The 23,637-nt window shown below is 67.9% G+C and carries 24 protein-coding genes; 2 read left to right on the forward strand and 22 right to left on the reverse strand.

All coding sequences use genetic code 11. The features are described 5' to 3' along the window. Window positions 1-40: 40 nt before the first annotated feature. Genes flhF through flhB form a run of 3 tightly spaced genes read right to left on the reverse strand, consistent with a single transcriptional unit; the run spans window position 41 to window position 5,720 of the window. Window positions 41-2,491 carry a flagellar biosynthesis protein FlhF gene (gene flhF / locus GXN78_RS23585; protein ID WP_106560491.1) on the reverse strand — a complete coding sequence of 817 codons (2,451 nt, stop codon included), beginning with the start codon at window positions 2,489-2,491 and terminating at the stop codon, window positions 41-43. Further along, a complete protein-coding gene (gene flhA / locus GXN78_RS23590) occupies window positions 2,488-4,584 on the reverse strand; it encodes a flagellar biosynthesis protein FlhA (protein WP_106560492.1) in 2,097 nt (698 codons plus the stop codon). The genes flhF and flhA overlap by 4 nt, the downstream gene beginning before the upstream one ends. Beyond that, entirely contained in the window at window positions 4,581-5,720 is a 1,140-nt protein-coding gene (flhB, locus tag GXN78_RS23595) for a flagellar biosynthesis protein FlhB (RefSeq protein WP_106560493.1), read from the reverse strand. Before flhB ends, flhA begins: the two co-directional genes overlap by 4 nt. Before the next feature lie 234 nt (window positions 5,721-5,954). Here flhB and GXN78_RS23600 point away from each other — a divergent pair, with 234 nt between their 5' ends. Both GXN78_RS23600 and GXN78_RS23605 read left to right on the forward strand, forming a co-directional pair. After that, window positions 5,955-6,236, forward strand: coding sequence for a type II toxin-antitoxin system Phd/YefM family antitoxin (locus GXN78_RS23600; RefSeq protein WP_106560494.1), 282 nt, complete (start codon window positions 5,955-5,957; stop codon window positions 6,234-6,236). After that, window positions 6,233-6,652: a type II toxin-antitoxin system VapC family toxin gene (locus tag GXN78_RS23605; protein ID WP_204162279.1), complete on the forward strand. Its 420-nt coding sequence runs from the start codon at window positions 6,233-6,235 to the stop codon at window positions 6,650-6,652. Before GXN78_RS23600 ends, GXN78_RS23605 begins: the two co-directional genes overlap by 4 nt. Window positions 6,653-6,674: 22 nt before the next feature. On the opposite strand, the gene cheZ is transcribed toward GXN78_RS23605, so the two are convergent. The 19 genes from cheZ to fliE form a co-directional block, all read right to left on the reverse strand. Next, window positions 6,675-7,328 (reverse strand): protein phosphatase CheZ, encoded by a 654-nt coding sequence (gene cheZ / locus GXN78_RS23610; RefSeq protein WP_106560496.1) that lies wholly within the window; start codon window positions 7,326-7,328, stop codon window positions 6,675-6,677. Between the two features lies 1 nt (window position 7,329). Continuing rightward, window positions 7,330-7,728 carry a chemotaxis response regulator CheY gene (gene cheY / locus GXN78_RS23615; RefSeq protein WP_106560497.1) on the reverse strand — a complete coding sequence of 133 codons (399 nt, stop codon included), beginning with the start codon at window positions 7,726-7,728 and terminating at the stop codon, window positions 7,330-7,332. 39 nt (window positions 7,729-7,767) lie between these two features. Continuing rightward, entirely contained in the window at window positions 7,768-8,844 is a 1,077-nt protein-coding gene (locus GXN78_RS23620; protein WP_106560498.1) for a chemotaxis response regulator protein-glutamate methylesterase, read from the reverse strand. Next, the gene (gene cheD / locus GXN78_RS23625) at window positions 8,841-9,455 is read right to left on the reverse strand and encodes a chemoreceptor glutamine deamidase CheD (RefSeq protein ID WP_106560499.1); all 615 of its coding nucleotides are present in this window, start codon (window positions 9,453-9,455) and stop codon (window positions 8,841-8,843) included. The genes GXN78_RS23620 and cheD overlap by 4 nt, the downstream gene beginning before the upstream one ends. A gap of 58 nt (window positions 9,456-9,513) precedes the next feature. After that, window positions 9,514-10,371: a CheR family methyltransferase gene (locus GXN78_RS23630; protein ID WP_164255702.1), complete on the reverse strand. Its 858-nt coding sequence runs from the start codon at window positions 10,369-10,371 to the stop codon at window positions 9,514-9,516. 60 nt (window positions 10,372-10,431) lie between these two features. Then, window positions 10,432-11,739: an HDOD domain-containing protein gene (locus tag GXN78_RS23635; protein WP_106560500.1), complete on the reverse strand. Its 1,308-nt coding sequence runs from the start codon at window positions 11,737-11,739 to the stop codon at window positions 10,432-10,434. Between the two features lie 18 nt (window positions 11,740-11,757). Continuing rightward, window positions 11,758-13,794: a chemotaxis protein CheA gene (gene cheA / locus GXN78_RS23640; RefSeq protein WP_106560501.1), complete on the reverse strand. Its 2,037-nt coding sequence runs from the start codon at window positions 13,792-13,794 to the stop codon at window positions 11,758-11,760. Window positions 13,795-13,826: 32 nt separating this feature from the next. Then, the gene (motB, locus tag GXN78_RS23645; protein WP_106560502.1) at window positions 13,827-14,768 is read right to left on the reverse strand and encodes a flagellar motor protein MotB; all 942 of its coding nucleotides are present in this window, start codon (window positions 14,766-14,768) and stop codon (window positions 13,827-13,829) included. An 18-nt stretch (window positions 14,769-14,786) separates the two neighbouring features. Further along, a complete protein-coding gene (gene motA / locus GXN78_RS23650; RefSeq protein WP_106560503.1) occupies window positions 14,787-15,647 on the reverse strand; it encodes a flagellar motor stator protein MotA in 861 nt (286 codons plus the stop codon). A gap of 46 nt (window positions 15,648-15,693) precedes the next feature. After that, window positions 15,694-16,359: a flagellar transcriptional regulator FlhC gene (flhC, locus tag GXN78_RS23655; RefSeq protein WP_239142922.1), complete on the reverse strand. Its 666-nt coding sequence runs from the start codon at window positions 16,357-16,359 to the stop codon at window positions 15,694-15,696. 92 nt (window positions 16,360-16,451) lie between these two features. Next, complete coding sequence (flhD, locus tag GXN78_RS23660) at window positions 16,452-16,790, reverse strand: flagellar transcriptional regulator FlhD (RefSeq protein ID WP_239142878.1); 339 nt, start codon at window positions 16,788-16,790, stop codon at window positions 16,452-16,454. A 279-nt stretch (window positions 16,791-17,069) separates the two neighbouring features. Continuing rightward, window positions 17,070-17,366 carry an EscU/YscU/HrcU family type III secretion system export apparatus switch protein gene (locus GXN78_RS23665; RefSeq protein ID WP_106560506.1) on the reverse strand — a complete coding sequence of 99 codons (297 nt, stop codon included), beginning with the start codon at window positions 17,364-17,366 and terminating at the stop codon, window positions 17,070-17,072. Next, window positions 17,363-18,664 (reverse strand): flagellar hook-length control protein FliK, encoded by a 1,302-nt coding sequence (locus GXN78_RS23670; protein ID WP_106560507.1) that lies wholly within the window; start codon window positions 18,662-18,664, stop codon window positions 17,363-17,365. The genes GXN78_RS23665 and GXN78_RS23670 overlap by 4 nt, the downstream gene beginning before the upstream one ends. A 16-nt stretch (window positions 18,665-18,680) precedes the next feature. Continuing rightward, window positions 18,681-19,010 (reverse strand): flagellar protein FliT, encoded by a 330-nt coding sequence (locus GXN78_RS23675; protein WP_239142879.1) that lies wholly within the window; start codon window positions 19,008-19,010, stop codon window positions 18,681-18,683. A 32-nt stretch (window positions 19,011-19,042) separates the two neighbouring features. Next, window positions 19,043-19,450, reverse strand: coding sequence for a flagellar export chaperone FliS (gene fliS, locus GXN78_RS23680; protein WP_106560508.1), 408 nt, complete (start codon window positions 19,448-19,450; stop codon window positions 19,043-19,045). 13 nt (window positions 19,451-19,463) lie between these two features. Next, entirely contained in the window at window positions 19,464-20,915 is a 1,452-nt protein-coding gene (gene fliD / locus GXN78_RS23685) for a flagellar filament capping protein FliD (RefSeq protein ID WP_106560509.1), read from the reverse strand. 28 nt (window positions 20,916-20,943) lie between these two features. Then, entirely contained in the window at window positions 20,944-21,300 is a 357-nt protein-coding gene (locus GXN78_RS23690) for a flagellar protein FlaG (RefSeq protein ID WP_106560510.1), read from the reverse strand. Between the two features lie 142 nt (window positions 21,301-21,442). Further along, complete coding sequence (locus GXN78_RS23695) at window positions 21,443-22,990, reverse strand: flagellin (RefSeq protein WP_106560511.1); 1,548 nt, start codon at window positions 22,988-22,990, stop codon at window positions 21,443-21,445. A 172-nt stretch (window positions 22,991-23,162) separates the two neighbouring features. Further along, entirely contained in the window at window positions 23,163-23,486 is a 324-nt protein-coding gene (gene fliE, locus GXN78_RS23700; protein WP_106560512.1) for a flagellar hook-basal body complex protein FliE, read from the reverse strand. Window positions 23,487-23,637 lie beyond the last annotated feature (151 nt).

Genomic DNA, 23,637 nt, shown 5'->3' on the forward strand with positions numbered 1-23,637 from the left:
CTGCGCGCTGCGGTATTCGTCTCGGGAGCGGCCCATCGACTCATGAACCGAGTGCCTCCAGCAGCAGGAATAGCTTGGCCACGCCTTCGTAAAGCACGTTGCCGGAGGGCGCGCGGTCGGGCCGCAGGCGCCGCCCGGTCAGCTGGCTCAGCAGCACGCGCGTGCGGCCCGCCCATTCCCCCTGGGCGTGCAGCAGCCGCCACACGGTGGTGCTGGCCTGGCCGGCGATCAGCACGCGCTTCATCATCTGCGGGTCGCCCAGCTCGCCCAGGCCGCCCACCAGTTGCAGGCCCTGGCGGATCAGGCGGAAGCAGGGCTCGGCCTCGGCGGCCCAGGCCTGCCATTGCGCGAGCTGCGCCGCATCGACCTCGCCCCCGAGGTTCGACAGCAGGTAGCCCTGCGCGAGGATCTTGCGGGTCTTCGGCTCCATCACGCGCGTCACCACGCAGCGCAGGGCCGGCAGCCCGTGCTCGCCGCGCAGCTGCACCTCGGCATGGGCCTCGGCCTGCAGCGCCGGCTTGCCCTTGAAGCGCACGGCGTGCGGCTGGCCGAAGGCGAGCTCCAGCCGCGCCAGCGTGCTGCCGCGGCCGGTGCTTGCATCGGCGATGGCGGTCGAGCCCGGCGCACGCGCCAGCCATCCCAGCCCGCGGGCCTGCATGCCTCCCATGAATTCGACGGTGGGCAGGCGCGGCAGCACATGCACCACCGGCTTGCCGAAATCCTGCTGGGCCAGCCACTGCAGCTGGCGCTGGCCGGGCTTGCGCGCAGCCTCGCCGGCCGTGCGCGCGCCGGCGGTGGAGAGCCACTGGTTGGGCGCGGCCAGCGGCCGGCCATCGCGGTCCGACAGCAGCAGGCTGCTTTCGCAGGCGTAGGCGTCGCCGCCCTCGTTCGACTTGAGGCCGAGCTGCCCGCCGAGCGCCAGCACATGGCGGTCGCAGCCGGTGGCGATCTCGCTCCAGGCATGGGCCTTCAAGGACTGCAGCACGGACTTGTGCAGCACGTTCTCGTCGGCCGCCATGCGCCACAGCTCGCGTGCCGCGTCGAAGCCCAGGTCGGCATCGGCCAGCGCCTTGGCGGCCCAGGCCACCTCCTGCGCGTCGTGGGCCATGGCATGGATCAGCTGCTGGTACTTCAGCCGCAGGCGCTCGGTCTCGGCCTGCGCCTCGGCCACTTGCGATGCACCCTCGGCCGGGGCCGGCCGGTCCTGCAGGTCGCTCTCGCCGGGCACGAAGAGCGCGCTCGGCGCCTTGGCCTGGAACACGCTGTCGACCAGCGCGGCGCGATCGGCCGGCGCCAGGTTCTCCGGCACCTTCTGGCCACTGGAAACGTAGTGCACCGGCAGGCGGTGGCGGATCACGGTGTCGATGAGCGCGCCCGGGTGCGTGGCCTCGTCGACCTTCGTGAAGATGCAGCCGGCCAGCGCGTTGTCGCTGCCGCCGTGACGGTAGGCATGCACCACCTCGTTGAGGGTGTCGCCGTGGCTCGCGGCATTGAGCAGCAGCAGCCGCTTCACCGGCCGCGGGCTGCTGCCGAGCATGGCGATCTGCTCCGACACGGCGCGGTCGCGCTGGCTCATGCCCACGGTGTCGATCAGCACCATGTGCTTGTTGCGCAGGTCGTTGAGCACCAGCTGCAGGTCGGTCGCATCCTTCACCGCATAGACCGGCACGTTGAGGATCTGGCCGTAGATGCGCAGCTGCTCGTAGGCGCCGATCCGGTAGCTGTCGGTGGTCACCAGCGCCAGCTTGTCGGCGCCGAAGCGCATCACGCAGCGCGCGGCCAGCTTGGCGGTGGTGGTGGTCTTGCCGACGCCGGTGGGGCCCATCAGGGCGTAGACGCCGCCCTGGGCCAGCAGCGCATCCTCGTCCTCCATCACGGGCAGGGTGCGGATCAGCTCCGAGCGCACGAAGGCCATGCCCTGGGCGTAGCTCTGGTTGGCGGGCAGGTGCTCCAGCATGGCCTTCGCGAGGCGGGCGCTGAAGCCGGCGCCCAGCAGCGTGCGCAGCAGGCGCCCGCGCATCGGGTCGCGGCGCTGGCGGTCGTTCCAGACCACGGTGGCCAGCTGTTCCTCGATCATGCCGCGCATGGAGTGAAGCTCGCTGAGCACGGGGTCGGCGTGCGGTGCGACTGCAGCCGGCGCTTCGGCCGCGGGCGCGAAGGTCATGGCGGGCGCGGCGGGCAGGGCCGCCTGCTGCAGCAAGGGCGTGACGGGCACCGCCGGGCGCGAGGGCACGGAGGGCATGAAGGGCATCGGCGGCATCGAGGGCACCGGCATCGGCGCGGGCATCGCAGCAGCAGGCGCCGCGTGCTCCGCGACCTGCTCCATTTCCTCCGGCGCCATCGCGACGATCTCGACGCCCTCGGCGACGACGCGGTTGGTCAGGACCATCGCCTCCGAGCCGAGGGCTTCGCGGGCCAACCGCAGGGCTTCGCGGCTGGTGGCGGCGACGAACTTGCGTGCGGCGCTGCGCACGTCGGTGATGATGTTCAAACTCTTCCTCCAATGGTGGCGGTGATCTTGATGTGGCGGGAATCAGGGATCTCGGCGTGCGAGAGCACCTTGAGTTGCGGCAGGCTGCGCCGCAGGAATCGGGAAAGCAGCACGCGCAGCGGGTGCTGCACGACCAGCACCGGCGCCAGGCCCATCTGCTCCTGGCGCGCAATCGCGGCCTGGGTCTGCGTGAGCAGGTTGTCGGCCAGGCCCGGCTCGATGCCGCTGTTGCTGGTCATGGCCTGCTGCAGCATGCCGTCGAGCGTGGCGTCGAGCCCGAGCACCTGCAGCTCCGAGTCGCCCGGGAACAGCTGCTGCACGATGGCACGGCCCAGCGCCAGGCGGGTGAGCGAGGTCAGCTCGGTCGCGTCCTTCACGGTCGGCGCTTGCTCGGCCATCACGTCGAGGATGGTGCGCATGTCGCGGATCGGCACTTCTTCCTCGAGCAGGTTCTGCAGCACCTTGTGCAGCGTGCTGAGCGTGATCACCTTGGGCACCAGGTCCTCGGTGAGCTTGGGCGCGGTCTTGCCGACCTGGTCGAGCAGCTGCTGCACTTCCTGGCGGCCCAGCAGCTCGGCGGCGTGGGTCTGGATCAGGTGGTTGAGGTGCGTGGCCATCACCGTGCAGGCGTCGACCACCGTGTAGCCGAAGGCCTGCGCCTGCTGGCGCTGGCTGGCGTCGATCCACACCGCGGGCAGGCCGAAGGCCGGGTCCTGCGTGGGCGTGCCGGGCAGCGTGCCGGTCACCTGGCCCGGGTTGATCGCCATCCACTGATTGGGGTAGGCCTCGCCGCGGCCGATCGCCACGCCCTTCAGGCTGATGATGTAGCTGTTGGGCTGGATCTCGAGGTTGTCGCGGATGTGAACCACCGGCACCAGGAAGCCCAGCTCCTGCGCGATCTTCTTGCGGATGCTCTTGATGCGGCCCAGCAGCTCGCCCTGCTGCGACTGGTCCACCAGCGGGATCAGGCGGTAGCCGACCTCCATGCCCAGCGGGTCGACCAGGGCCACGTCGTCCCAGGTGGCTTCGGCCGCTTCGGGAGCGGGCACCGCAGCCAGCGCCTTGGCCGCGGCGGCCTGTGCGGCCGCCTTCTGCGGCGCGCGCAGCAGCAGCCGGCGGCCGAACCAGACCAGGCCGCCCGCGATCAGCAGGAAGGCCAGGTTCGGCATGCCGGGGATCATGCCCATCAGGCCGATGATCGCGGCCGTGAGGAACAGCACCTGCGGGTTGGAGAAGAGCTGGCCGGTGAGCTGGCGCCCCACGTCCTCGTCGGTGGTCACGCGCGAGACGATCACGCCGGCCGCGGTCGAGATCACCAGCGCCGGGATCTGCGCCACCAGGCCGTCGCCGATGGCCAGCAGCGTGTAGGTCTTGCCGGCGGTGGAGAAGTCCAGCCCGTGCTGCACCACGCCCACCACCAGGCCGCCGATGATGTTGATCACCATGATCAGCAGGCCGGCGACGGCATCGCCGCGCACGAACTTGCTGGCACCGTCCATGGAACCGTAGAAGTCGGCCTCCTGCGCCACCTCGGTGCGGCGCTTGCGCGCCACGTCTTCGCCGATCAGGCCGGCGTTGAGGTCGGCGTCGATCGCCATCTGCTTGCCGGGCATGGCGTCGAGCATGAAGCGCGCTCCGACCTCGGCGATGCGGCCCGCGCCCTTGGTGATGACCATGAAGTTGATCAGCACCAGGATGATGAAGACCATCACGCCGACCGCGAAGTTGCCGCCCACCAGGAAGTGGCCGAAGGCCTCGATCACCTTGCCGGCGGCGTCGGGGCCGGTGTGGCCGTGCATCAGCACCACGCGGGTGGAGGCCACGTTGAGCGACAGGCGCAGGAGCGTGGAGAACAGCAGCACCGCCGGGAAGGCCGCGAAGTCCAGCGCCTTCATGGTGTACATGCTGACCAGCAGCACCATCACCGACATCGCGATGTTGAAGGTGAACAGCAGGTCCAGCAGGAAGGGCGGCAGCGGCAGCACCATCATGCTCAGGATCATGATGATGAGGATGGGGCCGGCCAGGCCCTTCAAGTTGCCCCCGGAGAGGCTCTGCGGCGGCAGTCGCAGGAAGGTGGCAATCGCGTTCATGCGCTCTGCAGGTTGTATTCAAGGTCCTGGGGAATGGGCAGATCGCCCGGCGTGCGCGGCGCCTCGCCGCCTTCGGTCTGCCAGCGCTTGAGCTGGTAGACCCAGGCGAGCACCTCGGCCACCGCGGTGTAGAGTCCGGCGGGGATCTCGTCGCCCAGGCGGGTGTACTTGTAGAGCGAGCGCGTGAGCGGCGGCGCCTCGAGGATCGCGACCTTGTTCTCTTTCGCGATCTCGCGGATGCGCTCGGCCACGGCGTCCGTGCCCTTGGCCACCACGCGCGGCGCGCGCATGCTGTCGACGTATTTCAGGGCCACCGCGAAGTGCGTCGGGTTGGTGACCACGATGTCGGCCTTGGGCACCTCGGACATCATGCGGCGCCTCGCCATCTGCTGTTGCTGGCGGCGGATCTGCGCCTTGATGTGCGGGTCGCCCTCGCTCTCCTTGTGCTCCTGGCGCAGGTCCTCGCGCGACATGCGCAGCTTGCGGTAGTAGCTCCACAGCTGCCAGGGCACGTCCACCAGCGCGATCAGCAGCAGCGCGGAGGTGATGAGCGCGCAGTTGCGCGCCACCAGCAGGATCATCTGCGGCAGCGCGGCGCGCTCGGACTGGGCCATCAGCGCGTTGACCTCGTCCATGCCGTCCATGATCACCACCCAGGCCACGCCGCCGATCAGCAGCGACTTGGCCAGCGCCTTGAACAGCTCGGCCAGCGACTGGGTGGAGAACAGGCGCTTGATGCCCGCGATGGGGTCGAGCTTGTCGAACTTGGGGCCGATGGCCTGGGTCGAGAACAGCCAGCCGCCCAGCATCAGCGGCGCCACCAGCGCGGCCAGCACGAGCATGCCCATCAGCGGCGCCATCGCGACCAACGCCTGCATCGTCAGCAGGCCAGCCTGGGTCAGCATGAAGGAGGTGTCGAAGGCCGCGGCGCGCTCGAAGCGCAGGCCATGGCCGAGCGATGCACGGAAGTGGCTCCCCAGCGGCCCGGCCATGGCCCACAGGCCGGCGACCGCCGTGGCGAGCAGAACGAAGGTGACCAGCTCGCGCGAGCGGGCCACGTTGCCTTCTTCGCGCGCCTTCTCGAGGCGCCGCGGCGAGGCGGGTTCTGTCTTTTCGAGATCGCTTTCTTCAGCCATTCATGCTCCGGGAGAGCATCGGCGAACATCGCCGAGTCGTGGCTGATTATTGGATTCGGGGGCGCTGGACAATCCCTTGATCAGGGGGCGGATTGCCCTCCTGCTCGGGCGTTCGCTTACCGGCGGAGCGCTCGGCGATCAGGGCGTCAGAGTCGCTTTTGACGGCTTTGCTTGTATGTTCTAGCATTCACGTGCACCCGAGCACAACCGAATTGAAGCGATCGAGGTACAGACATGAGCATTCACACGATTTCAAGCCGCGACTTCACGCGCGACGTCGCCGCGGCCAAACAGTGGGCCGCCGAGGGCCCGGTGTTCATCACCGATCGCGGGCAGGCAGCGCATGTGCTGCTCAGCATCGAGGAGTATCAGCGGCTGACCGGCAAGAGGCGCAGCCTGGTCGACGCGCTCGCGATGGAAGGTGGTGACGACATCGTGTTCGAGCCAGCGAGGATGGATCTGCGATTGCGCGACGCGGAGCTCGGGACGGAGCGCGAGGACACGGGGCGGCCCTGATGTTCTTGCTCGACACCAACGTGATTTCGGAACTTCGGCACGGCACGAGGGCAGATGCGCAAGTACGCGCATGGGCTGCGGCGCACGTCGACGCACTGCTGTTCATCTCGGCGATCACGCTTCTGGAGCTGGAGCGTGGCGTGTTGTTGAAAGCGCGGCGCGACGCTCCGCAGGGTGAACGACTGGCAGCCTGGCTTCACAAGCAGGTGGTGCCGAGTTTCAACGGGCGGACATTGGCAGTGGACGGCGACGTGGCCTTGTGCGCCGCCAAGCTGCATGTCCCCGATCCGATGCCCGAACGAGATGGGCTCATCGCAGCGACCGCGCTGGTGCACGGCATGACCGTGGTCACGCGCAATATCGTGGACTTCGAGCGCACCGGGGTACGCCTGGAAAACCCCTGGGAAGCGAGATAGGGGACAACAGCCCCTGCGCGAGCTAGAACCCCAGGCTTTCCAACAGATCATCCACCTGCGCCTGGTCCGTCACCGCGTCCGGATTGTCAGCCTTGATCTGCGGCCCGTTCATCAGGCCGTTGCCCTGCACCACCGCGAGCTCCGGCCGCTTCTCCATCGGCGAGTTGTCGATCAGCACCTGCAGCAGCTGCGTCTCGACCTCGTTGACCACGTCCATCATCTTCTTGATGACCTGGCCCGTGAGGTCCTGGAAGTCCTGGGCCATCATGATTTCCATCAGCTGCGAGTTGATGGCGCTGGCACGCTCGGGCACCTGCTGCAGGTAGCCGCGCGTGTCCATCACCAGCTCGCGCGCATGGTCCAGCTCGATGGGGTTGGCGAACCATTGATCCCAGCGCCCGCTCAGGCTCTTGGCGCCGTTCGACAGCGCCTCCTGCATCGGCTGCGCAACGTCGATGGCATTGAGCGCGCGGTGCGCCGCCCGCTCGGTCATGGTGGCCACGTAGCTGAGGCGGTCGCGCGCATCGGGGATGGCCTGCGCGGCGCGCTCGACCTGCTTGTCCAGGCCCAACTCGCGCATGCCCTCGCGCAGTTGGCGCGTGAGGTGGCCGATGCGGCCGAGGAGCTCGTCGTGCGTGTTGCCTTTTCCTGCGGCGTCCGTCGTGCTGGCGCTCATCTCAAGCGCTCTCTTTCTGGAGTTTCTCGAAGATCTTGTTGAGCTTCTCTTCGAGCGTGGCAGCCGTGAAGGGCTTGACCACATAGCCGTTGGCACCGGCCTGGGCCGCGGCGATGATGTTCTCCTTCTTCGCCTCGGCCGTGACCATCAGCACCGGCAGCTTGGCCAGCTCGGGATCGGCGCGGATGGTCTTCAGCATGGTCAGGCCGTCCATGTTGGGCATGTTCCAGTCCGACACCACGAAGCCGAAGTCGCCGCCGCGCAGCTTCTCGATGCCGGCGGCACCGTCCTCGGCCTCGTCGACGTTGAGGAACTCCAGCTCCTTCAACAGGTTGCGCACGATGCGGCGCATGGTCGGGAAGTCATCCACGACCAAAATCTTGATGCTCTTGTCGATCACGGTTTCTCCAGCTTCAATGGTTCGGATTCAGGTTCGGCGTCACACCCGGTTGGTGCGTTCGCCGAAGGTGCGCAGGTGCGCGAGCACGCGGCGGGTCATCTCGTTCAGGGGCGCCACCTCGTCCACGGCGCCGAGCAGCACGGCCTCGCGCGGCATTCCGTAGACCACGCAGCTCGCCTCGTCCTGCGACAGCGTGTGGGCGCCGGCCTGCTTCATGCGCAGCAGGCCCTCGGCGCCATCGCGGCCCATGCCGGTGAGGATCATCCCGATCGCGTTCTTGCCCGCATGCCGGGCCGCCGAGTCGAACAGCACGTCGATCGAGGGCCGGTGCCGGTTCACCGGCGGCTCCTGGTTGAGCTGGGCCACGTAATTGGCGCCGCTGCGTCCCAGCGCCAGGTGATAGCCGCCCGGCGCGATGTAGGCATAGCCCGGCAGCACGCGCTCGCCCTGCTCGGCCTCCTTCACATGGATGCGGCACAGGCCGTCCAGGCGCTGCGCGAAGGAGCGCGTGAAGCCGGGCGGCATGTGCTGCGCGATCAGCACCGCCGGCGCGTCGGGCGGCAGCGGCTGCAGCACTTCGCGGATGGCCTCGGTGCCGCCGGTGGAGGCGCCGATGATGATCAGCTTCTCGGTGGACAAGAGCGGGCTGCGCAGCATCGGCTCCTGTGCGCTCTCGGCCGTCGCTCTCGCGGCGGCGGTCCGGGCGGGCAGCAGCCGCGCCTGCGCCGCCGCGCGGATCTTGCCGGCGATGAGCTCGGTGTATTGAATCAGCCCGTCGCGCACGCCCAGCTTCGGCTTGGTGACGAAGTCGATCGCACCCAGCTCCAGCGCACGCAGCGCGATCTCGGAGCCGCGCTCGGTCAGCGAGGACACCATCACCACCGGCATCGGCCGCAGGCGCATCAGCTTCTCGAGGAACTCCAGGCCGTCCATGCGCGGCATCTCCACGTCCAGCGTCAGCACGTCCGGGTTGGTCTGCTTGATGAGGTCGCGCGCCACCAGCGGGTCGGCGGCGGTGCCCACCACCGTCATGTCGCTCTGGCTGTTGATGAGCTCGGTCATCACGCTGCGGATCAGCGCCGAATCGTCGACGCACAGGACCTTGATCTTCTTCATGACAGGCACTTTCCCTTGTTCTTGTTGGCGACGGCAAGCCGGCGCAGCAGTTCGCCCTCCTCGCGCTGGACCGACTGCACCTCGCCCTGGGCACGCAGCTTGCGCACCACGGCCTTGCCGCTGTGCGGCAGCAGGCAGACGCGGCGCGCATGCGGGCCGCGCAGGTCCTGCGCGGCGACGGCGATGCGCTCGGTCTCGAGGTAGCGCAGCACGAAGTCGGCGTTGCGGTCGCCGATGTTCAGCGTAGTCATGTTGGCGAGCACGGCGGCGCCGCCGAAGACCTTGGCCTGCAGCCGGTCGCGCCGCGCGCCGGCGCGCAGCAGCTCGCGGATCAGCACGTCCATCGCATAGGCGCCGTAGCGCATCGACTCGGCCTGCCCGCGCGTGCTGCCCGGCTCGCCGTCCTCCGGCAGCATGAAGTGGTTCATGCCCGCCACGCCGGCGTCGCGGTCGACCAGGCAGGCCGCGACGCAGGAGCCCAGCACCGTGGTCATCACGGTGTCGGCGGCGGTGACGTAATACTCCGACGGCAGGAGCTTGACCGCCATGCGGTCGAAGTCGCGGTCGAAGTAGTGGTGGCTGGCGACGGAGCCCGGTACCGCCGCGTTCATTAGGCAACCTCCGCGCTATGCGCTGCGGTGCTATTCGACTTGGGAGCGGCCCGGCGTCTCATGATCTCGCCTTGCGATTCACTTCGTACACCGTCTGCCCGATCGCCTTGAAGTTCGGGCTGACCAGCGAGGCGTTCTCCGAATGCCCCGCGAACAGCAGCGCGCCGGGCTTGAGCAGCGGCTCGAAGCGGTCGAGGATGCGCTTCTGCGTGGGCTTGTCGAAGTAGATCATCACGTTGCGGCAGAAGATCGCGTCCACCGGCTCCTTCACGGGCCACACCGGGTCCAGCAGGTTGAGGCGCTCGAACTTGATCATGGCCGCGATCTCGGGCCGCACGCGCACCTTGCCGGCGTTGGCGCCCGTGCCCTTGTTGAAGAAGCGCCGCAGCCGCTCGGGCGGCAGGCCCTTGACCTGCTCCAGCGTGAAGACGCCGGTCGAGGCCTTGGCCAGCACGGCCGTGTCGATGTCGGTGGCGATCACGCGGGCCGTGGAGGCGCGCTCGCCCAGGGCCTCGACCAGCGTGATGGCGATCGAGTACGGCTCTTCGCCGGTGGAAGCCGCGGCGCACCAGATGGTGACCGGCTGCTTGCTGCGCTTCGCATGCTCGGCCAGCACCGGGAAATGGTGCGCCTCGCGGAAGAAGGAGGTCAGGTTGGTGGTCAGCGAATTGATGAAGGCCTGCCACTCCTCGCCGTCGTGGCTGGATTCCAGCATCTCGAGATAGCGCGAGAACTCGGGCATGCGCAGCTCGCGCAGGCGGCGCGACAGCCGGCTGTAGACCATCTGGCGCTTCTGCTCGCCCAGGGCGATGCCCGCGCGACGATGGATCAGCGTGCGGATCTTCGCGAAGTCGTGGTCGGTGAAGTGGAATTCGGAGTTCACGGTCGGAGCCGATGCCTGGCTTTCAATGTACATAGCGCTCGCCTTTTCCAATGCCTCGATCAAGTGCGCAAAAGCCTTGCATCTCGAATCCCCTCAGGCGGCCTCGGCCGGGCCGAGATCCTGCGCCCAGGCGAGTGCTGAGAGGTGCGCCGCGTTGACCTGGTCGGCGCTCATGAAGAGCGCCTCCGCCAGGCTCGCGGCGCGCGCGCCGTCTTCCTCGCAGCTCTCGGCCAGCGCCAGGAAAGGCCCGTAGGCACCCTCGCGCGCCAGGATGGCCTGATGCACCGCCTCGCTGAGCTGCACCTTGCCCAGCACCTCCCGCATGGGGACGCCGAGCAGCCGGTCGATCAGCGAGAACATGCCGACCACGAAGAGGTTGTCGGCATCCGAGGCGGGCAGCATCCCCTTGCCCATCAGCTCGACGAAGCGCCCGCGCATGACTGCCTTCTTCATCATGAAGGGCGGGCTGGCCTTGGCATTGCTCATGGCCAACAGCACGGAGAGCCAGCGGAACAGCGGCGCATAGCCGAGCATGGTCACGGCGTGGCGCATCGAATGGATCTCGACGCCGGCGCCGATGGCCGGCGAGTTGATGTAGCGCAGCAGCCGGTAGGTCAGCGCCGCGTCGCGCTTGAGCACGGCCTCGATCTCGCGCACGTCCTGGTTGCGCTGGATCATCTGCATCAGCTGCACGATCAGCATCGACGCGGGCTGCAGCGCGCCGTGCTTGGGCGCATCGTCCTCGCCGGGCTGGAGCCGGGGCCCGTCGACGAACACCTCCAGATGCTGCGCGGCGGCGGCATCGAAGTGGTCCCATTCGCTGATGCGCGTGACGATCAGCTGGAGCGGCGGCCGGCCCGGCTGGGCCTCGGCGCGCAGGCGCTCCACCAGCGCCCTGTCGCCTGCGCCCACATCGAAATGGGTCACGAGGCCGCGCAGCTCCTCGTCCTGCGGCAGCGCGTCGGCGCCGCAGAGCATGAAGTGGAAGCCCTGCTCGCGCAGGAAGAGCACGATGGCCCGCAGCTCCTCGTTCATGAGCAGGTCCAGCCCCACGCACAGCACGACGTTCTCGGCCGGCAGGAGCTGCAGCTCGCCGGTCACGATCGACTCGGCCGTGACGTCGACGAACAGCAGGGTGCGCCCCAGTGCCCATCCGGCCTTGGGGTCGTTGAGATGCTTGCCGGCGCAGCTCATGAGCGCCTTGAACTGCGCGACGGCATCCGCCGCGTTGTCCGGCGAGGCCGGGCGCCACGCGAGCCTGTAGCCCATGACCCGCTTGCCCGCATCGAGCAGCTGGGCGTAGGTCACGTAGCCGCTGGCGTCGGGTTCGTTGGCGGCGGGCGCCTGGCCGGGCGCGGCGCTGCCGCCGGATTCCTGGCGACGGAAGAAGTCGAAGCGCATGCGTGGGTCTCCGTGCTCTCAGGCCGCGATGGCGTCCATCCTGGAAGCGCCCGCCAGCGCGGCGGCGCTGATCGCCTGGGCCCGCTGGATGCGCGGCATGGCGCCCACGTCGATGATGAAGGCCACGCTGCCGTCGCCCAGGATGGTGGCGGCCGAGATGCCGGGCACCTTGCGGTAGTTGGTCTCGAGGTTCTTCACCACCACCTGGTGCTGGCCGAGCAGCTCGTCCACCAGCAGCGCGAAGCGCGCGTCGTCGGCCTGCACGATCACCAGGATGCCCTGCGTCGGGTTGGTCTGCGCGCCGGCCACGTCGAACACGCGGTGCAGCTCGATCAGCGGCAGGTATTCGCCGCGCACCTTGATCACGTGGCCGTCGGCGGTGATCGAGTGCAGATGCTCCGCCAGCGGCTGCAGCGACTCGATGACGTAGCTCAGCGGCAGGATGTAGGCCTCCTCGCCGACCTTGACCGACATGCCGTTGAGGATGGCGAGCGTCAGCGGCAGCACGATGCGGGTGGTGGTGCCGCGGCCTTCGCGCGAGCTGATCTCGACGTGGCCGCCCATCTCCTGGATGTTGCGCTTGACCACGTCCATGCCGACGCCGCGGCCGGAGATATCGGTGACCTGCTCGGCGGTGGAGAAGCCGGGAGCGAAGATCAGCTGCCACACCTCGTCGTCGGGCATGCTGTCGCTCACGGCCAGGCCCTGCTGGCGGGCCTTGGCGAGGATCTTGCCGCGGTGCAGGCCGGCGCCGTCGTCGCTGACCTCGATCACGATGTTGCCGCCGTGGTGCTGGGCCGACAGCAGCAGCTGGCCGGTGGCGTCCTTGCCCTTGGCCAGGCGCTGCTCGGGCGTCTCGATGCCGTGGTCCAGGCTGTTGCGCACCAGGTGCGTGAGCGGGTCCACGATGCGCTCGATCAGCCCCTTGTCGAGCTCGGTCTCCTTGCCGTAGGTGTCGAGCCGCACCTGCTTGCCGAGCTTGGCGCTGACGTCGCGGATCACGCGCGGGAAGCGGCTGAACACGTAGTCCATCGGCATCATGCGGATGGACATCACCGACTCCTGCAGGTCGCGCGCATTGCGCTCCAGGTGGCCCAGGCCGCTCAGGAAGCGCTCGTAGGCCACGGGGTCGAGCATGGTGGCGGCCTGGGTCAGCATCGACTGCGTGATGACCAGTTCGCCCACCAGGTTGATGAGCTGGTCGACCTTCTCCACGTCGACGCGGATCGAGCTCGACTCCTTGGCGTTCGCCGCAGCCGGCGCGCCCGCGGCGGGCGCCGACTTCGGGGCTGCGGCCTGCACGCTTTCCGCAATCGCGGCAGCCGGGGCTTCGGCGACGGAAGCCGCGGCTTCGGGCGCTTCCGCGTCGTGCGTGATCTGCGTGATCTCGATCTGCGATTCGTCGATGACGAAGCAGCACACGGCAATGATGTCGTCGGGGCTGCAGGTGGTCTCGAGCATCACGGTGAGCTGGTCGCCGGCGCGCGTGCGCGACAGCAGCTTGCCCAGGTTGCCGAGCTCGTCGGCGAGCAGGTCGCACTCGCTGTCGGACAGGCGCGAGAAGCGCACGCGCAGTGCGCCAGCCGGCACGGGCTCGGCGGGCGCAGGCTTGGCCGCCACGGGGGCCGGCGCAAGCGCAGGCGTGTGCGCCGACGCGCCCTCGGCGGCGCCGTTCTCCAGCGCCAGTTGTTGCAGCACGGCGCAGATGTGCGCCACCCTCTCAGGCTCCGGTTCTTTGCCCGCCTGGTAGGCCGTCAGTTGTTCTTGCAAGGCGTCCTTCGTTTCCAAAAAGGCATCGATCATCGGAGCGCTCAGGTTCAGCTGGCCATGGCGCGCCCGGTCCAAAAGGGTCTCCAGCAGGTGCGTGGTGTCGGTCAGGGCGGTGAAGCCGAAGGTGGCCGCGCCGCCCTTGATCGAGTGCGCGGCGCGGAAGATGGCGTTGAGCTGTTCGGCATCGGGCGAGGCGACGTCGAGCTCGAGCAGCAGCTGCTCCATCTCGGCCAGCAGCTCGACCGCTTCGACGAAGAATGCTTGTGTGAATTGACTGAGGTCCATGAGTGCTCCGTTTCCGGCTTCTTCGGGCCGGGTTAGTTCGCTTGCGGCGGGGCCTTGTAAGCCGTCACCTTGACGTTGTCGACCGGCAGCGGCGCGGGCCGCGGCAGGCGGCCCGCGCGGGTCGTTCCGCCGGCGCCGTCCCCGCTGTTCTCGCGCTCGATCTGCTGCTGCGTGTGGTGGTTGAGCACGATGATGCTGATGCGGCGGTTGATCGGGTTGCGCGGCTCGGCCTTGTCCAGGTGCATGCTGTCGGCCAGGCCGACCACGCGCAGCACCTTGGCTTCGGCCATGCCGCCCATCACCAGCTCGCGGCGCGAGGCGTTGGCCCGGTCGGCCGACAGTTCCCAGTTGCCGTAGGAGCGGTCGCCGTTGGTGTAGACGATGGCGTCGGTGTGGCCCGACAGCGTGATCCTGTTGGGCAGCTCGTTGAGCACCGGCCCGATCTCGCGCAGGATGCCGCGCACGTGCGGCAGCAGCCGGGCGCTGGCCAGGTCGAACATCGGGCGGTTCTCGTTGTCCACGATCTGCAGGCGCAGGCCCTCGGTCGTGATGTCGATGAGGATCTGCGGGCGGAACTGCTTGAAGACCGGGTTGCTCTCGATCAGGTCGTCCAGCCGCTTCTTCATGCTGGCCAGGCGGTCGGCGTCGGCCGTGTCCTCCATGTCGGCCTGGGCCAGGCGGACCTCGCCGTCGACATGCGTCGTCGGGTCCATGCCGCCGCCGGGAATGACGCTCGTGCTGGTGCTGCTCTTCTCGCCGCCGTTGATCGCCACTTTCAGCGGCATGCGGAAATGCTCGGCGATGCCTTCGCGCTGCTTGGGCGAGGCATTGGACAGCAGCCACATCACGAGGAAGAAGGCCATCATGGCCGTCATGAAGTCGGCGTAGGCGATCTTCCAGCCGCCGCCGTGGTGCCCGCCGCCGCCGTCACCGGCGACGCGCTTGACGACGATGCGTCCCTTGTCTGCGCTCATGGTGCGGTCCCGCTTCGCTCAGCGGGCCTTGACTTCGCGCACATGGCTGTCGAGCTCGGTGAAGGTGGGCCGCTCGGTCGAGAACAGCACCTTGCGGCCGAACTCCACCGCCAGCTGCGGCGCATAGCCGTTGAGGCTGGCCAGCAGCGTGACCTTGGCGCACTGGTACATCTTCATGCCCTCGGAAACCTTCTGCTCGATCAGCGAGGCCAGCGGCGACACGAAGCCGTAGGCCAGCAGCACGCCGAGGAAGGTGCCGACCATGGCGTGCGCGATCAGCGCGCCCATCTCGGCAGGCGGCAGGTCGGCCGAGCCCAGCGCATGCACCACGCCCATCACCGCGGCCACGATGCCAAGCGCGGGCAGCGCGTCGGCAATCCGCGAGAGGCTGTGGCTGGGCACCTCGGCCTCGTGCTTGATGGTCTCGATCTCGTGGTCCATCAGCGCCTCGATCTCGAAGGCGTCGGTGTTGCCGCTGATCACCAGGCGCAGGTAGTCGCAGAGAAACTCCATCATGCTGGGGTCGCTCAGGATGTTGGGATAGCGCGCGAAGATCTCGCTCGAAGCCGGGGCCTCGACGTCGCTCTCCAGCTTCATCATCCCTTCCTTGCGCGCCTTGGCCAGCAGCTCGTAGAGCAGGGCCAGCAGGTCCATGTAGAGCTGCCGGTTGTGCTTGGAGGAGCGCAGGAGCAGTGGCAGCTCCTTGATGGTGGCCTTGATGGTCTTGCCGTTGTTGCCGGCAATGAAGGCGCCGAGCGCGGCGCCACCGATCATCAGCAACTCCACCGGCTGGAACAGCACGCCGAAGTGGCCGCCCATCAGGGCATAGCCGCCGAAGACGGCCCCCACCACCACCAGATAGCCAACCAGAACCAGCACGCGCTTCCCCTTTGCCCTGTCAGGGCATCGAACTTAGAGCCTGCCTTCAGGGCAGGGCCGTCTGCAGGGCCCGTTCGATGGGCGCTACCTCCGGGTTATCGGCAGGAGAAGCCGGTTTCTGAAGGGTCGTTTCGCTCGAGGCGCCGGCGGCCGCACGCTTCGCGCCGCGGACCTTGCCGGCGCGCGAAGGCGGGCGGCACAGCACGCACACGTAGCCGTTCTTGCTGTCGTGGGCGTGCGCGACGAAGCGGCCGCCGCAGCGGCAGCAGGTGCTCAGCTGCAGCATGTCGCTGTCGAAAAAACGCACCATGGTGTAGGCACGTGTGAAATCCAGCACGATTTCGCCGCCTTGCGATTCAATTTGCTCGGAATAGAGGCGATAACTCTTGATCAAGGCCTGCAAACCGCTCTCGTCCGCGTGCGTCAACATGAATTGATACATGTTGTAAAACATTGACGAATGGATATTGGCCAGCCATGTCATGTACCAATCCGTGGAAAAAGGCAGCAATCCCTTGGGCGGCGAGACCCCCTTAAGTTCCTTGTAGAGGCGGATCAGGCGCTCGCGGCTCAGGTCCACCTCGGCTTCCAGGAACTGCAGCCGGGCACCGAGCTCGATCAGCTCGATCGCCAGTTGAACCTCGCGCACTTCGCGCAGCACGCTCTTCTGCGTGCGGCCCGCGGCCGTGTTCGTCGCAGTACCGTCTGTCACGTTGCAAATGCCTTCGTGAGACCGCGCGCCGCTCACTGGAGTACCTTCGCCTTCGGCTGCGGTGCTATTCGCCTTGGGAACGGCCCTGCGGCTCATGCGGTCGCGCCGGCTTCGCGCATCTGCAGCCGGCGTGCCGACATCAGGATCGACATGTGCGCTTGCTGCAGCGTCGTGTCCTTTTCCTCGCCGACGACGGCCGACATCGAGGGATGGTCGTCGATACGGAAGCTGCACAGCAGGAAGTTGGAAGCTGCCAGCTTGAGGATTTGGGAGAGCGACATCCCGGCCAGCATGTCGGCCAGTTCGCGGCTCACGCCGAGCTTGAGCATCGCGGCGGCCCGGTCGTGCTTGACGAGCTTTTGGGCCAGCAGCATGTAGGCAAGATTGATGTCGCCGATTTCTCTCGAAATGTCGCCGTTTGCCCCGTTCATCACCTTATCCATTTCCACTTTGCGCTCCGTTCAATCAATGCGTCGAGTGTATGCAGGCCGCTTATGATTTGTAACCTTTGTCGATTTCTGTCCGGGGAAGTGAGGAATAAATTACGGAAGATGTACGACCTGTCCTACAGAGCCCCACGGGGCTCCAGTGCACGTAAGAAGAACTCATGCATTTTCATAAAGACGGGGGCGTTTAATTCGATAGAAGAAAGTAGTAACTTTCAGTTACGAAAATAAGTCAATCGCAGGCGGAGCAACAAAAGTATTAAATTAGCTCCGCCTCGAATTGCGCGGAACGGCGGCTTCCTCGGCCTGCTCCAGCCCATGAATCCAGGCCATCACTTCGGCCACGGCGAGGTAGAGCTCGGGCGGGATCTGCTGGTCCAGGTCGATCTGCATCAGCAGGCGGATCAGGTCGGGCGAGGCATGGACGTAGAGCCCGTTCTCGCGGGCCTCGCGCATGATCGATTCCGCCACCACGCCGTAGCCCTTGGCCACCACGATCGGGGCACGGTTCTTGTCCAGGTAGGACAGGGCGACCGCGCGCGGGCGATCGTCCGGGGTCATGTGCCTCCCCCCTCGCTGACCTGCAGCGCTTGCAGCCGGAGACCGGCCGCCTCGAAGCGCTGCTCGAGCGCGGCTCCCTGCGAACGCATGCGCCCCGCGGTGGCGGCTTCGCTCGCCGCGAACTGCGCCTGGACCTCGGTGCCGGCGAGCGACAGGCGCAGCTCCACTGCACCCAGACGCGGCAGTTCCAGAGACAAGGTGGTGCTCCAGCGCCGCGGCGCCGGCTCCTGCGCGGCATCGCCCTGGCGGGCGCCCTCCTCCTGGATCGACCAGTCCATCGGGACCTCGGGCCAGGCCTGGCCGGTCCAGCGGAACATCGCGGTGGCCAGCAGGTCGAGCTGCTGGTGCACCACGGTGGCGGTCTGCGGATGGATCAGTTCGGCCCCCGACTGCGGCGCGGCTGCCGCGCCCGGCGCGGCAGCGCTTGCGCCATGCCTTGCGAGCTGCGTCTCGGTGCGCGGGTCGGGCGCCGCCTCGAAGCTCGCCACTGACGGCGCAGCCTCGCCCGCACGGTAGGCCGCGCGCACGCGCTGGGCATCGGAGGCCGGCAGTGCGTCGGCGGTGCCGGGACGGGGCGGCGGCATCTCCGGCACGGCCAGGGCCGGACCGGCCTGCGGCGGGCGCGGCACCGCGGGCACGGCGCCGTCCGCCCTGCTCGCTTCCGGCGCCTGCTCGGCGGGAATCGGCCACGAGGGCGCCGGCATCGCCGCCGCCGGCACGCCCGGACGCGCTGGCTCGGGCGCCGAGGCCACCGCCTGCGCGACGGCGGCCGGTCCCGCATCGCCGCGTGCCGGCAGCGCAGGCGCCCAGCGCGCCTGCGGCTCCTGCGCCATCTGCGCCAGCGTGCGCGCCCCCGCGGCGAACTGGACCAGATGCGATTCGTAGAAAAGCCCGCTGCGATCCACGGCCTGCGCCAACGCGCCCGCCAGTGCGGCGCCCGCAGGCGGCTTCTGCGCGGCGGGCCACACCGGCAGCGCTGCGCGCACCGGCCCCGCGTCCGGCAGCTCCGCCAGCAGCGCGCCGATCAGCCGTGCCGCCGCGGACAGCCGGGCCGCGCCGGGCGCCGCGGCCGCCGCCTCGCCCTGTGCCGCGGCAGCGGGCACGCCGGCCGGCAACTGCCGCTCGAGCGCGAGGTGGGAAGGCAAGCGGACATCATTGACGACTGGACTGACCTGGACCACCGGCCCGGCGGCCGCGTCGGTCGCGACCTGCCCCTGCTGCAACGCGACCAGCTCCAGCCGCGGCGCGAGCTTCGCGGCAAGCAGTGCGTTGTCGACCGGGGCGCCGAGCTTGTTCATGCCAGGAGATTGCGCCTCATCGGGATCCGTAAGCCCTGTCGAGCTCGTTGCGGTTCTGCAGATCCGCCATCGTCGCCACCAAACCTGCAAGCTGCGGCTTCACCAGCTCGCACACCAGCTGCTGGTCGGCGCGGATGCGCTGCAACAGGCGCTGCGCCTCGTTGACCTGCGCCGGGTCCAGCGACTCCTCTGGCGTGACGATCCGCAAGCGCTCGATCATCGCCGCGCATTGCATCTCGAGTTCGGGGAGCCGGTCCCACTCTTTCGCTCGCGCCAGTGCCGCCATCAGCGACAGGATCGAGGCGAGTTGGGCATAGCAATGGACGACTTCGCTCCTGGCTGCCATCTTTTTCTTTCGTTCTCTTCGTGCTTCGGTGATCAGTGCTCGATCTGGCGCCACGCGGACGCCACGCTCTCCAGCAGGGCCTCGGCCTCGTCGAGCGCGCGCGCGTCGTCGTGCAGGTTGGCCTGCAGCAGGCGGCGCACCACGTAGTCGTACAGCGCCGACAGGTTGGCCACGAGCTCCGCGCCGGCGGGGCCGGCCGCCTTCGCGTCGAGGCTGGCCTTCAGGCCGTTGGCGACGATGCCGACGGCCTTCGAGATCGCTTGCCCCTTGGCCGCGACCTCACCCTTCGCGATGTGGTGCCGCGCCATCCCGATGGCCGTGACGGCGCCGTCGAACAGCATGCAGATGAGCTGGTGCGGCGAGGCGCTCATGGCCTGCGTTTCGACGCCCAGGCGCGCATAGGCGCCGGCGCCGGTCCTGAAGTTGTGAGGTGTGTACATCGATGGCTTTCGATTACTTGCTGCTGCTGGTCGCGTTCATCGCGTCGAACTGCTGCGTGAGATAGGTCATGGTGTTGTTGAGGGTGTTGATCAGCACGTCGAGCTGGGTGAACTGGGCGCGGTAGCGCTCCACCGTCGAGTCGACCCGGGCCTGCACCGCGTTGTACTGGTCGCTCAGGTCTTCCAAAGTGGTGTTCACGCCGTTGGTGGCGGTCGTGAGCGCGCCGTCGCTGCCGGTCACTTCCGTCACGAGCGCGCTCAGCTGCTTGGCGTAGCCGCTGGTGCTGCCGGTGCCGCTGGAGAACAGGCCCGCCACGCCGCTCAGGCTCTTGCTCAGCGCGTTGGAGAGCTTGGACGCATCGACCGCCAGCGTGCCGTCCTTCTGGAAGCTCACGCCGATTTCCGACAGCACCTTCATGCCGCCGGAGTCGCTTTCCTGCGCCGCCGAGAGCGTCTGGCGCACCTCCGTCAGCAGGTTGCGCAGCGTCTGGTCGCCCATCAGGGCCGCGCCCTTCTTCGTGTCGGCGTCGTAGGCCGTGAGCTTGGACGCGGTGCTCTGCAGGCTGTTGTAGGCGGTGACGAAAGCCGCGATGGCCGTCGAGACCGAGGCGGTGTCGCTGGTCAGCTTGAGCGAGGTACTGCCGGTCTTCGCGAGCGTCAGCGTGGTGCCCTGGATGCCCTCCAGCACGGTGTTGCTGGCGCTGACGACGTCGATGCCGTTGATGTTGAGCTTGGCGTCCTGGCCGACCGCGGTCTGCTTCATGGTCTGCGTACCGGCGGGGTCGTACGCCAGCAGGTTCTGCAGCGCGGCATCGCCGGCCACGGAGATCTGCATGGTCGAGGCCTCGCCCGATTCGGTCGACACCAGCACCAGCCGGTTGGGCGTGCCGCTGCCGTCGTTCACCACGCTGGCGGTGACGCCGGCGTTCGCCTTGTTGATTGCATCGCGGATGCCCTCGAGCGTGTTGCTGCCCGTGCCGATGGTGATCTGCGCCGCGGTGCGGTCGGCATCGACATCGAAGCTCGCGCCCGTGTACTGGCCGGTGCCGGCGTTTAGCGTGCCGCCATGGATGGTGCCGAAGTTGATCGTGATGGTGCCGTTGCCGATCGCCGTCTTGGCGCTGGCCTGCCCGGCCGACACCAGCGACTGCGACTGCGCGAGCTGCGTCACATCGATGGTGTAGCTGCCGGCGACGGCCGTGTCGCCGGTGGTCACGCCCAGCACGTCGGCGTCGCTGATCGAGGCCTTCACGGTCTTGAAGAAGTCCGGATCGGCGAGCTTGTCGCTGGCGGTCTTCAGCACATTGAGCGCGCTCTGCACCTGCGAGTACGCCGACAGCTTCGTGGTGTAGCTGGTCGCCCGCGCCTGGATCGCGGCCAGGGGCTGGCTCTCCGCGGTCTCGAGGTTCGTGAGCAAGGTGGCCAGGTCGAGGCCCGAGCCGACGCCAATGCTGCTGACTGCCATTTGTTCTTTTCCTCTTCGCTTGTGTTGTTCAGGCCGACTCGCTCACCAGCGCACCGGGCACCTTGCCCAGCAGCTTCGCGATGCGCAGCACTTCCTCGGACGGGATTTGCCGGATCAGCTCGCCGCTCACCCGGTCGACCACCTTCACCACCAGCCGGTCGGTGTCGCCGTCGACCTCGAAGGGCACGCCGACCGACTGGCCCTGCATGGACGCGTTGATCTCGCGCACCGCGGTCTCGACGTCGACCGGGACCGCCTCGGTCGACGACGCGTCGCCGTCCGCGGCCTTGCCGGCCGCCGCAGCGGCACTGGCGTCGCCGGCACGGCTGACGAGCATCTGGGCTGCCCACGCGCGGTCTGCGGCAGGGCCGAGGGGAACTGACATGACACCGACTCCGGTTGTTCGCTTTTCTCTGCGGCCGCCACAGGGATGGCCGCAGGGAAAAGCGCAGACGCGCGGCCGGCGGGCCCCACGTCTGCGCCGCGCGCACCTGCCTTGCGGCAGATGAGTGGGCGCGATTTGCCGATCAGCGCAGCAGCGACAGGACGCCTTGCGTGGTCTGGTTGGCCTGCGCCAGGACGGAGGTACCGGCCTGTTGCAGGATCTGGGCGCGCGTCATGTTCGACACTTCCACCGCGTAGTCGGCATCTTCGATACGCGAACGGGCGGCCGACAGGTTGTTGGTCGTGTTGTTCAGGTTCGTGATGGTCGACTCGAAACGGTTCTGCACCGCACCGAGCTGGCTGCGCAGCTCGTCGACGCCGGCCAGGGCCTTGTCGATGGAAGCCAGCGGGTCCTGGTTGTACTGCTCGCCCAGCGTCACGGTGCCGTCGTTGGCCACGTTGGCCTTGTAGTACACGTCGGCGCCGTTCTTCTGGCCCTTCACCACGTAGCCGCCGGCGCTGCCGTCGGCGTTCGTGACCTTGTGCAGGGTCGGCGATGCGCCCACCGAAGCGGCCGGCAGGCCGGCGAGGTTGGCCGTGACGTCAGGCACTGCGACCGGGGGGACTTCGTAGCTGGTGATCGCGTCGGAAATACCGGTGGTCGGTGCCGCTTCGGTGGCGAAGTCGGCGCTGTCGTAGGTCACCTGGCCGGTCGTCGCATCGAAGGTCGCCGCGATGACGTTGGTGCCGCCGTCGCGCGACACGAACCAGTCGCCGTTCTGGTCGACGAACATGTCGATCGCGGCGGCGGCGTCGGTGTTGACTGCCACGACGTTGTCGACATTGACGGTGGCGCCGGTGCCGGTGGAGATTTCCTGGCCGGCGGCTGCCAGCGTGGCCGTCGGCGCGGCGCCCAGGGCGGTGGAGCCGTCGAAGCCGAGCGTGCCCGATGCGCTGTCGTAGGTGGCCGCGTAGAAGGTCGTGCCGCCGTCGTCGGACACGTAGAGCGTGTCGGCGTCTGCGTCGTCGACGTACACGGTGTACGAGCTGGCAGCGGCGCCGTCGACAGCCGTCAGGTTCACGGAGGTGGTCGCGCCGGTCGAACCCGGGGTCACCACGGTCGTCGCGGTCGCGTTGACGGTCGACAGGTCGAGCGACTTCTTCGTGATGTCCATGTTGCCCAGGCCGAGCGTCTTGGAGGTGATTTCCTGCAGGTTGATGTCGATCGTCTCGCCGTCGTTGGCGCCGACCTGGATGCTCAGCTTGCTGTCCTTGGCGAGCACGTTCACGCCGTTGAACTGGGTCTGGGCCGACACGCGGTCGATTTCGTCGAGGCGCTGCTTGATTTCAGACTGGATCGACGAGAGGTCGCTCGAGGAGTTCGTGCCGTTGGCGGCCTGCACCGACAGTTCGCGAACGCGCTGCAGGTTGTTGTTGATTTCGTTCAACGCGCCTTCCGTCGTCTGGGCGAGCGAGATGCCGTCGTTGGCATTGCGCGCTGCCTGGGTCAGGCCCTTGACGTTCGCGGTGAAGCGGTTGGCGATGGCCTGGCCGGCGGCGTCGTCCTTGGCGCTGTTGATGCGCATGCCGGACGACAGGCGCTCGATCGCCGTGTTCAGGGAACTCTGGGACTTGTTGAGGTTGTTTTGGGCAACCAGCGAGAGGCTGTTCGTGTTGATGACTTGCGCCATGTTCGACTCCTGATAAACAAAGGTTGTGGACTTCGGCCAAACCGGCCGCAACGCTGGACCCGCCTCCCACCGTGAGATTCAAGCCATCGTTGGTTCAGTTATCGGCAGGGGATTCCGAACATTTAGGCCGGCGCGCGATAAAGATGCGGGCGGCCTTCCACAACCTTCAGGGTCAGGCAGGCAGGCTCATCACTTCCTGGTAGGCGGCAACCAGCCGGTTGCGCACCTGCAGCCCGGTCTGGAAGGCCACGTTGGCCTTCTGCAGGTCGACCATGACGTCGTTGAGCGCGACGCCGGGGCGCCCGAGCTCGAAGGCCTCGGCCTGGCCGTAGGCCTTGGTCTGCGCGGTGTTGATCCCCTCGATCGAGCGCCGGAGCTCGGCGGCGAAGCCCCCCTGCGCGGCCGGCTCTCCGGCGGCGGGGCGCGGCGCGATGCCGGTCTGGAGCGCGGTCGCCCGCATCTGCTGCAGGACGGATTCGATGGCGGAAATGGACATGAAAACCCTTTTCTTACTTTCTGGAAGATGCCGGCGTTGCCTGGGCACTGCTACAGGAGCGCCATGGCACTCCCGCGTGTTTTCAGCGTAACAGCGGGCCCCTGAAAGAGAAGCGCCCAACTGACGGCAAAAACCCCGGCTGTTCGACCAA

Origin of the sequence: Variovorax sp. WS11 (assembly GCF_010499245.1) — a bacterium.
Taxonomy (GTDB): domain Bacteria; phylum Pseudomonadota; class Gammaproteobacteria; order Burkholderiales; family Burkholderiaceae_C; genus Variovorax.

Bases quoted from the DNA above. Each gene is read 5' to 3' on its own strand.
- flhA (WP_106560492.1), bottom strand. From the start codon at position 4,584: ATGAACGCGATTGCCACCTTCCTGCGACTGCCGCCGCAGAGCCTCTCC.
- flhB (WP_106560493.1), bottom strand. From the start codon at position 5,720: ATGGCTGAAGAAAGCGATCTCGAAAAGACAGAACCCGCCTCGCCGCGG.
- GXN78_RS23600 (WP_106560494.1), top strand. From the start codon at position 5,955: ATGAGCATTCACACGATTTCAAGCCGCGACTTCACGCGCGACGTCGCC.
- cheZ (WP_106560496.1), bottom strand. From the start codon at position 7,328: ATGAGCGCCAGCACGACGGACGCCGCAGGAAAAGGCAACACGCACGAC.
- GXN78_RS23620 (WP_106560498.1), bottom strand. From the start codon at position 8,844: ATGAAGAAGATCAAGGTCCTGTGCGTCGACGATTCGGCGCTGATCCGC.
- cheD (WP_106560499.1), bottom strand. From the start codon at position 9,455: ATGAACGCGGCGGTACCGGGCTCCGTCGCCAGCCACCACTACTTCGAC.
- GXN78_RS23630 (WP_164255702.1), bottom strand. From the start codon at position 10,371: ATGTACATTGAAAGCCAGGCATCGGCTCCGACCGTGAACTCCGAATTC.
- GXN78_RS23635 (WP_106560500.1), bottom strand. From the start codon at position 11,739: ATGCGCTTCGACTTCTTCCGTCGCCAGGAATCCGGCGGCAGCGCCGCG.
- cheA (WP_106560501.1), bottom strand. From the start codon at position 13,794: ATGGACCTCAGTCAATTCACACAAGCATTCTTCGTCGAAGCGGTCGAG.
- motB (WP_106560502.1), bottom strand. From the start codon at position 14,768: ATGAGCGCAGACAAGGGACGCATCGTCGTCAAGCGCGTCGCCGGTGAC.
- flhD (WP_239142878.1), bottom strand. From the start codon at position 16,790: ATGAACGGGGCAAACGGCGACATTTCGAGAGAAATCGGCGACATCAAT.
- GXN78_RS23665 (WP_106560506.1), bottom strand. From the start codon at position 17,366: ATGACCCCGGACGATCGCCCGCGCGCGGTCGCCCTGTCCTACCTGGAC.
- GXN78_RS23670 (WP_106560507.1), bottom strand. From the start codon at position 18,664: ATGAACAAGCTCGGCGCCCCGGTCGACAACGCACTGCTTGCCGCGAAG.
- GXN78_RS23675 (WP_239142879.1), bottom strand. From the start codon at position 19,010: ATGGCAGCCAGGAGCGAAGTCGTCCATTGCTATGCCCAACTCGCCTCG.
- fliS (WP_106560508.1), bottom strand. From the start codon at position 19,450: ATGTACACACCTCACAACTTCAGGACCGGCGCCGGCGCCTATGCGCGC.
- fliD (WP_106560509.1), bottom strand. From the start codon at position 20,915: ATGGCAGTCAGCAGCATTGGCGTCGGCTCGGGCCTCGACCTGGCCACC.
- GXN78_RS23690 (WP_106560510.1), bottom strand. From the start codon at position 21,300: ATGTCAGTTCCCCTCGGCCCTGCCGCAGACCGCGCGTGGGCAGCCCAG.
- GXN78_RS23695 (WP_106560511.1), bottom strand. From the start codon at position 22,990: ATGGCGCAAGTCATCAACACGAACAGCCTCTCGCTGGTTGCCCAAAAC.
- fliE (WP_106560512.1), bottom strand. From the start codon at position 23,486: ATGTCCATTTCCGCCATCGAATCCGTCCTGCAGCAGATGCGGGCGACC.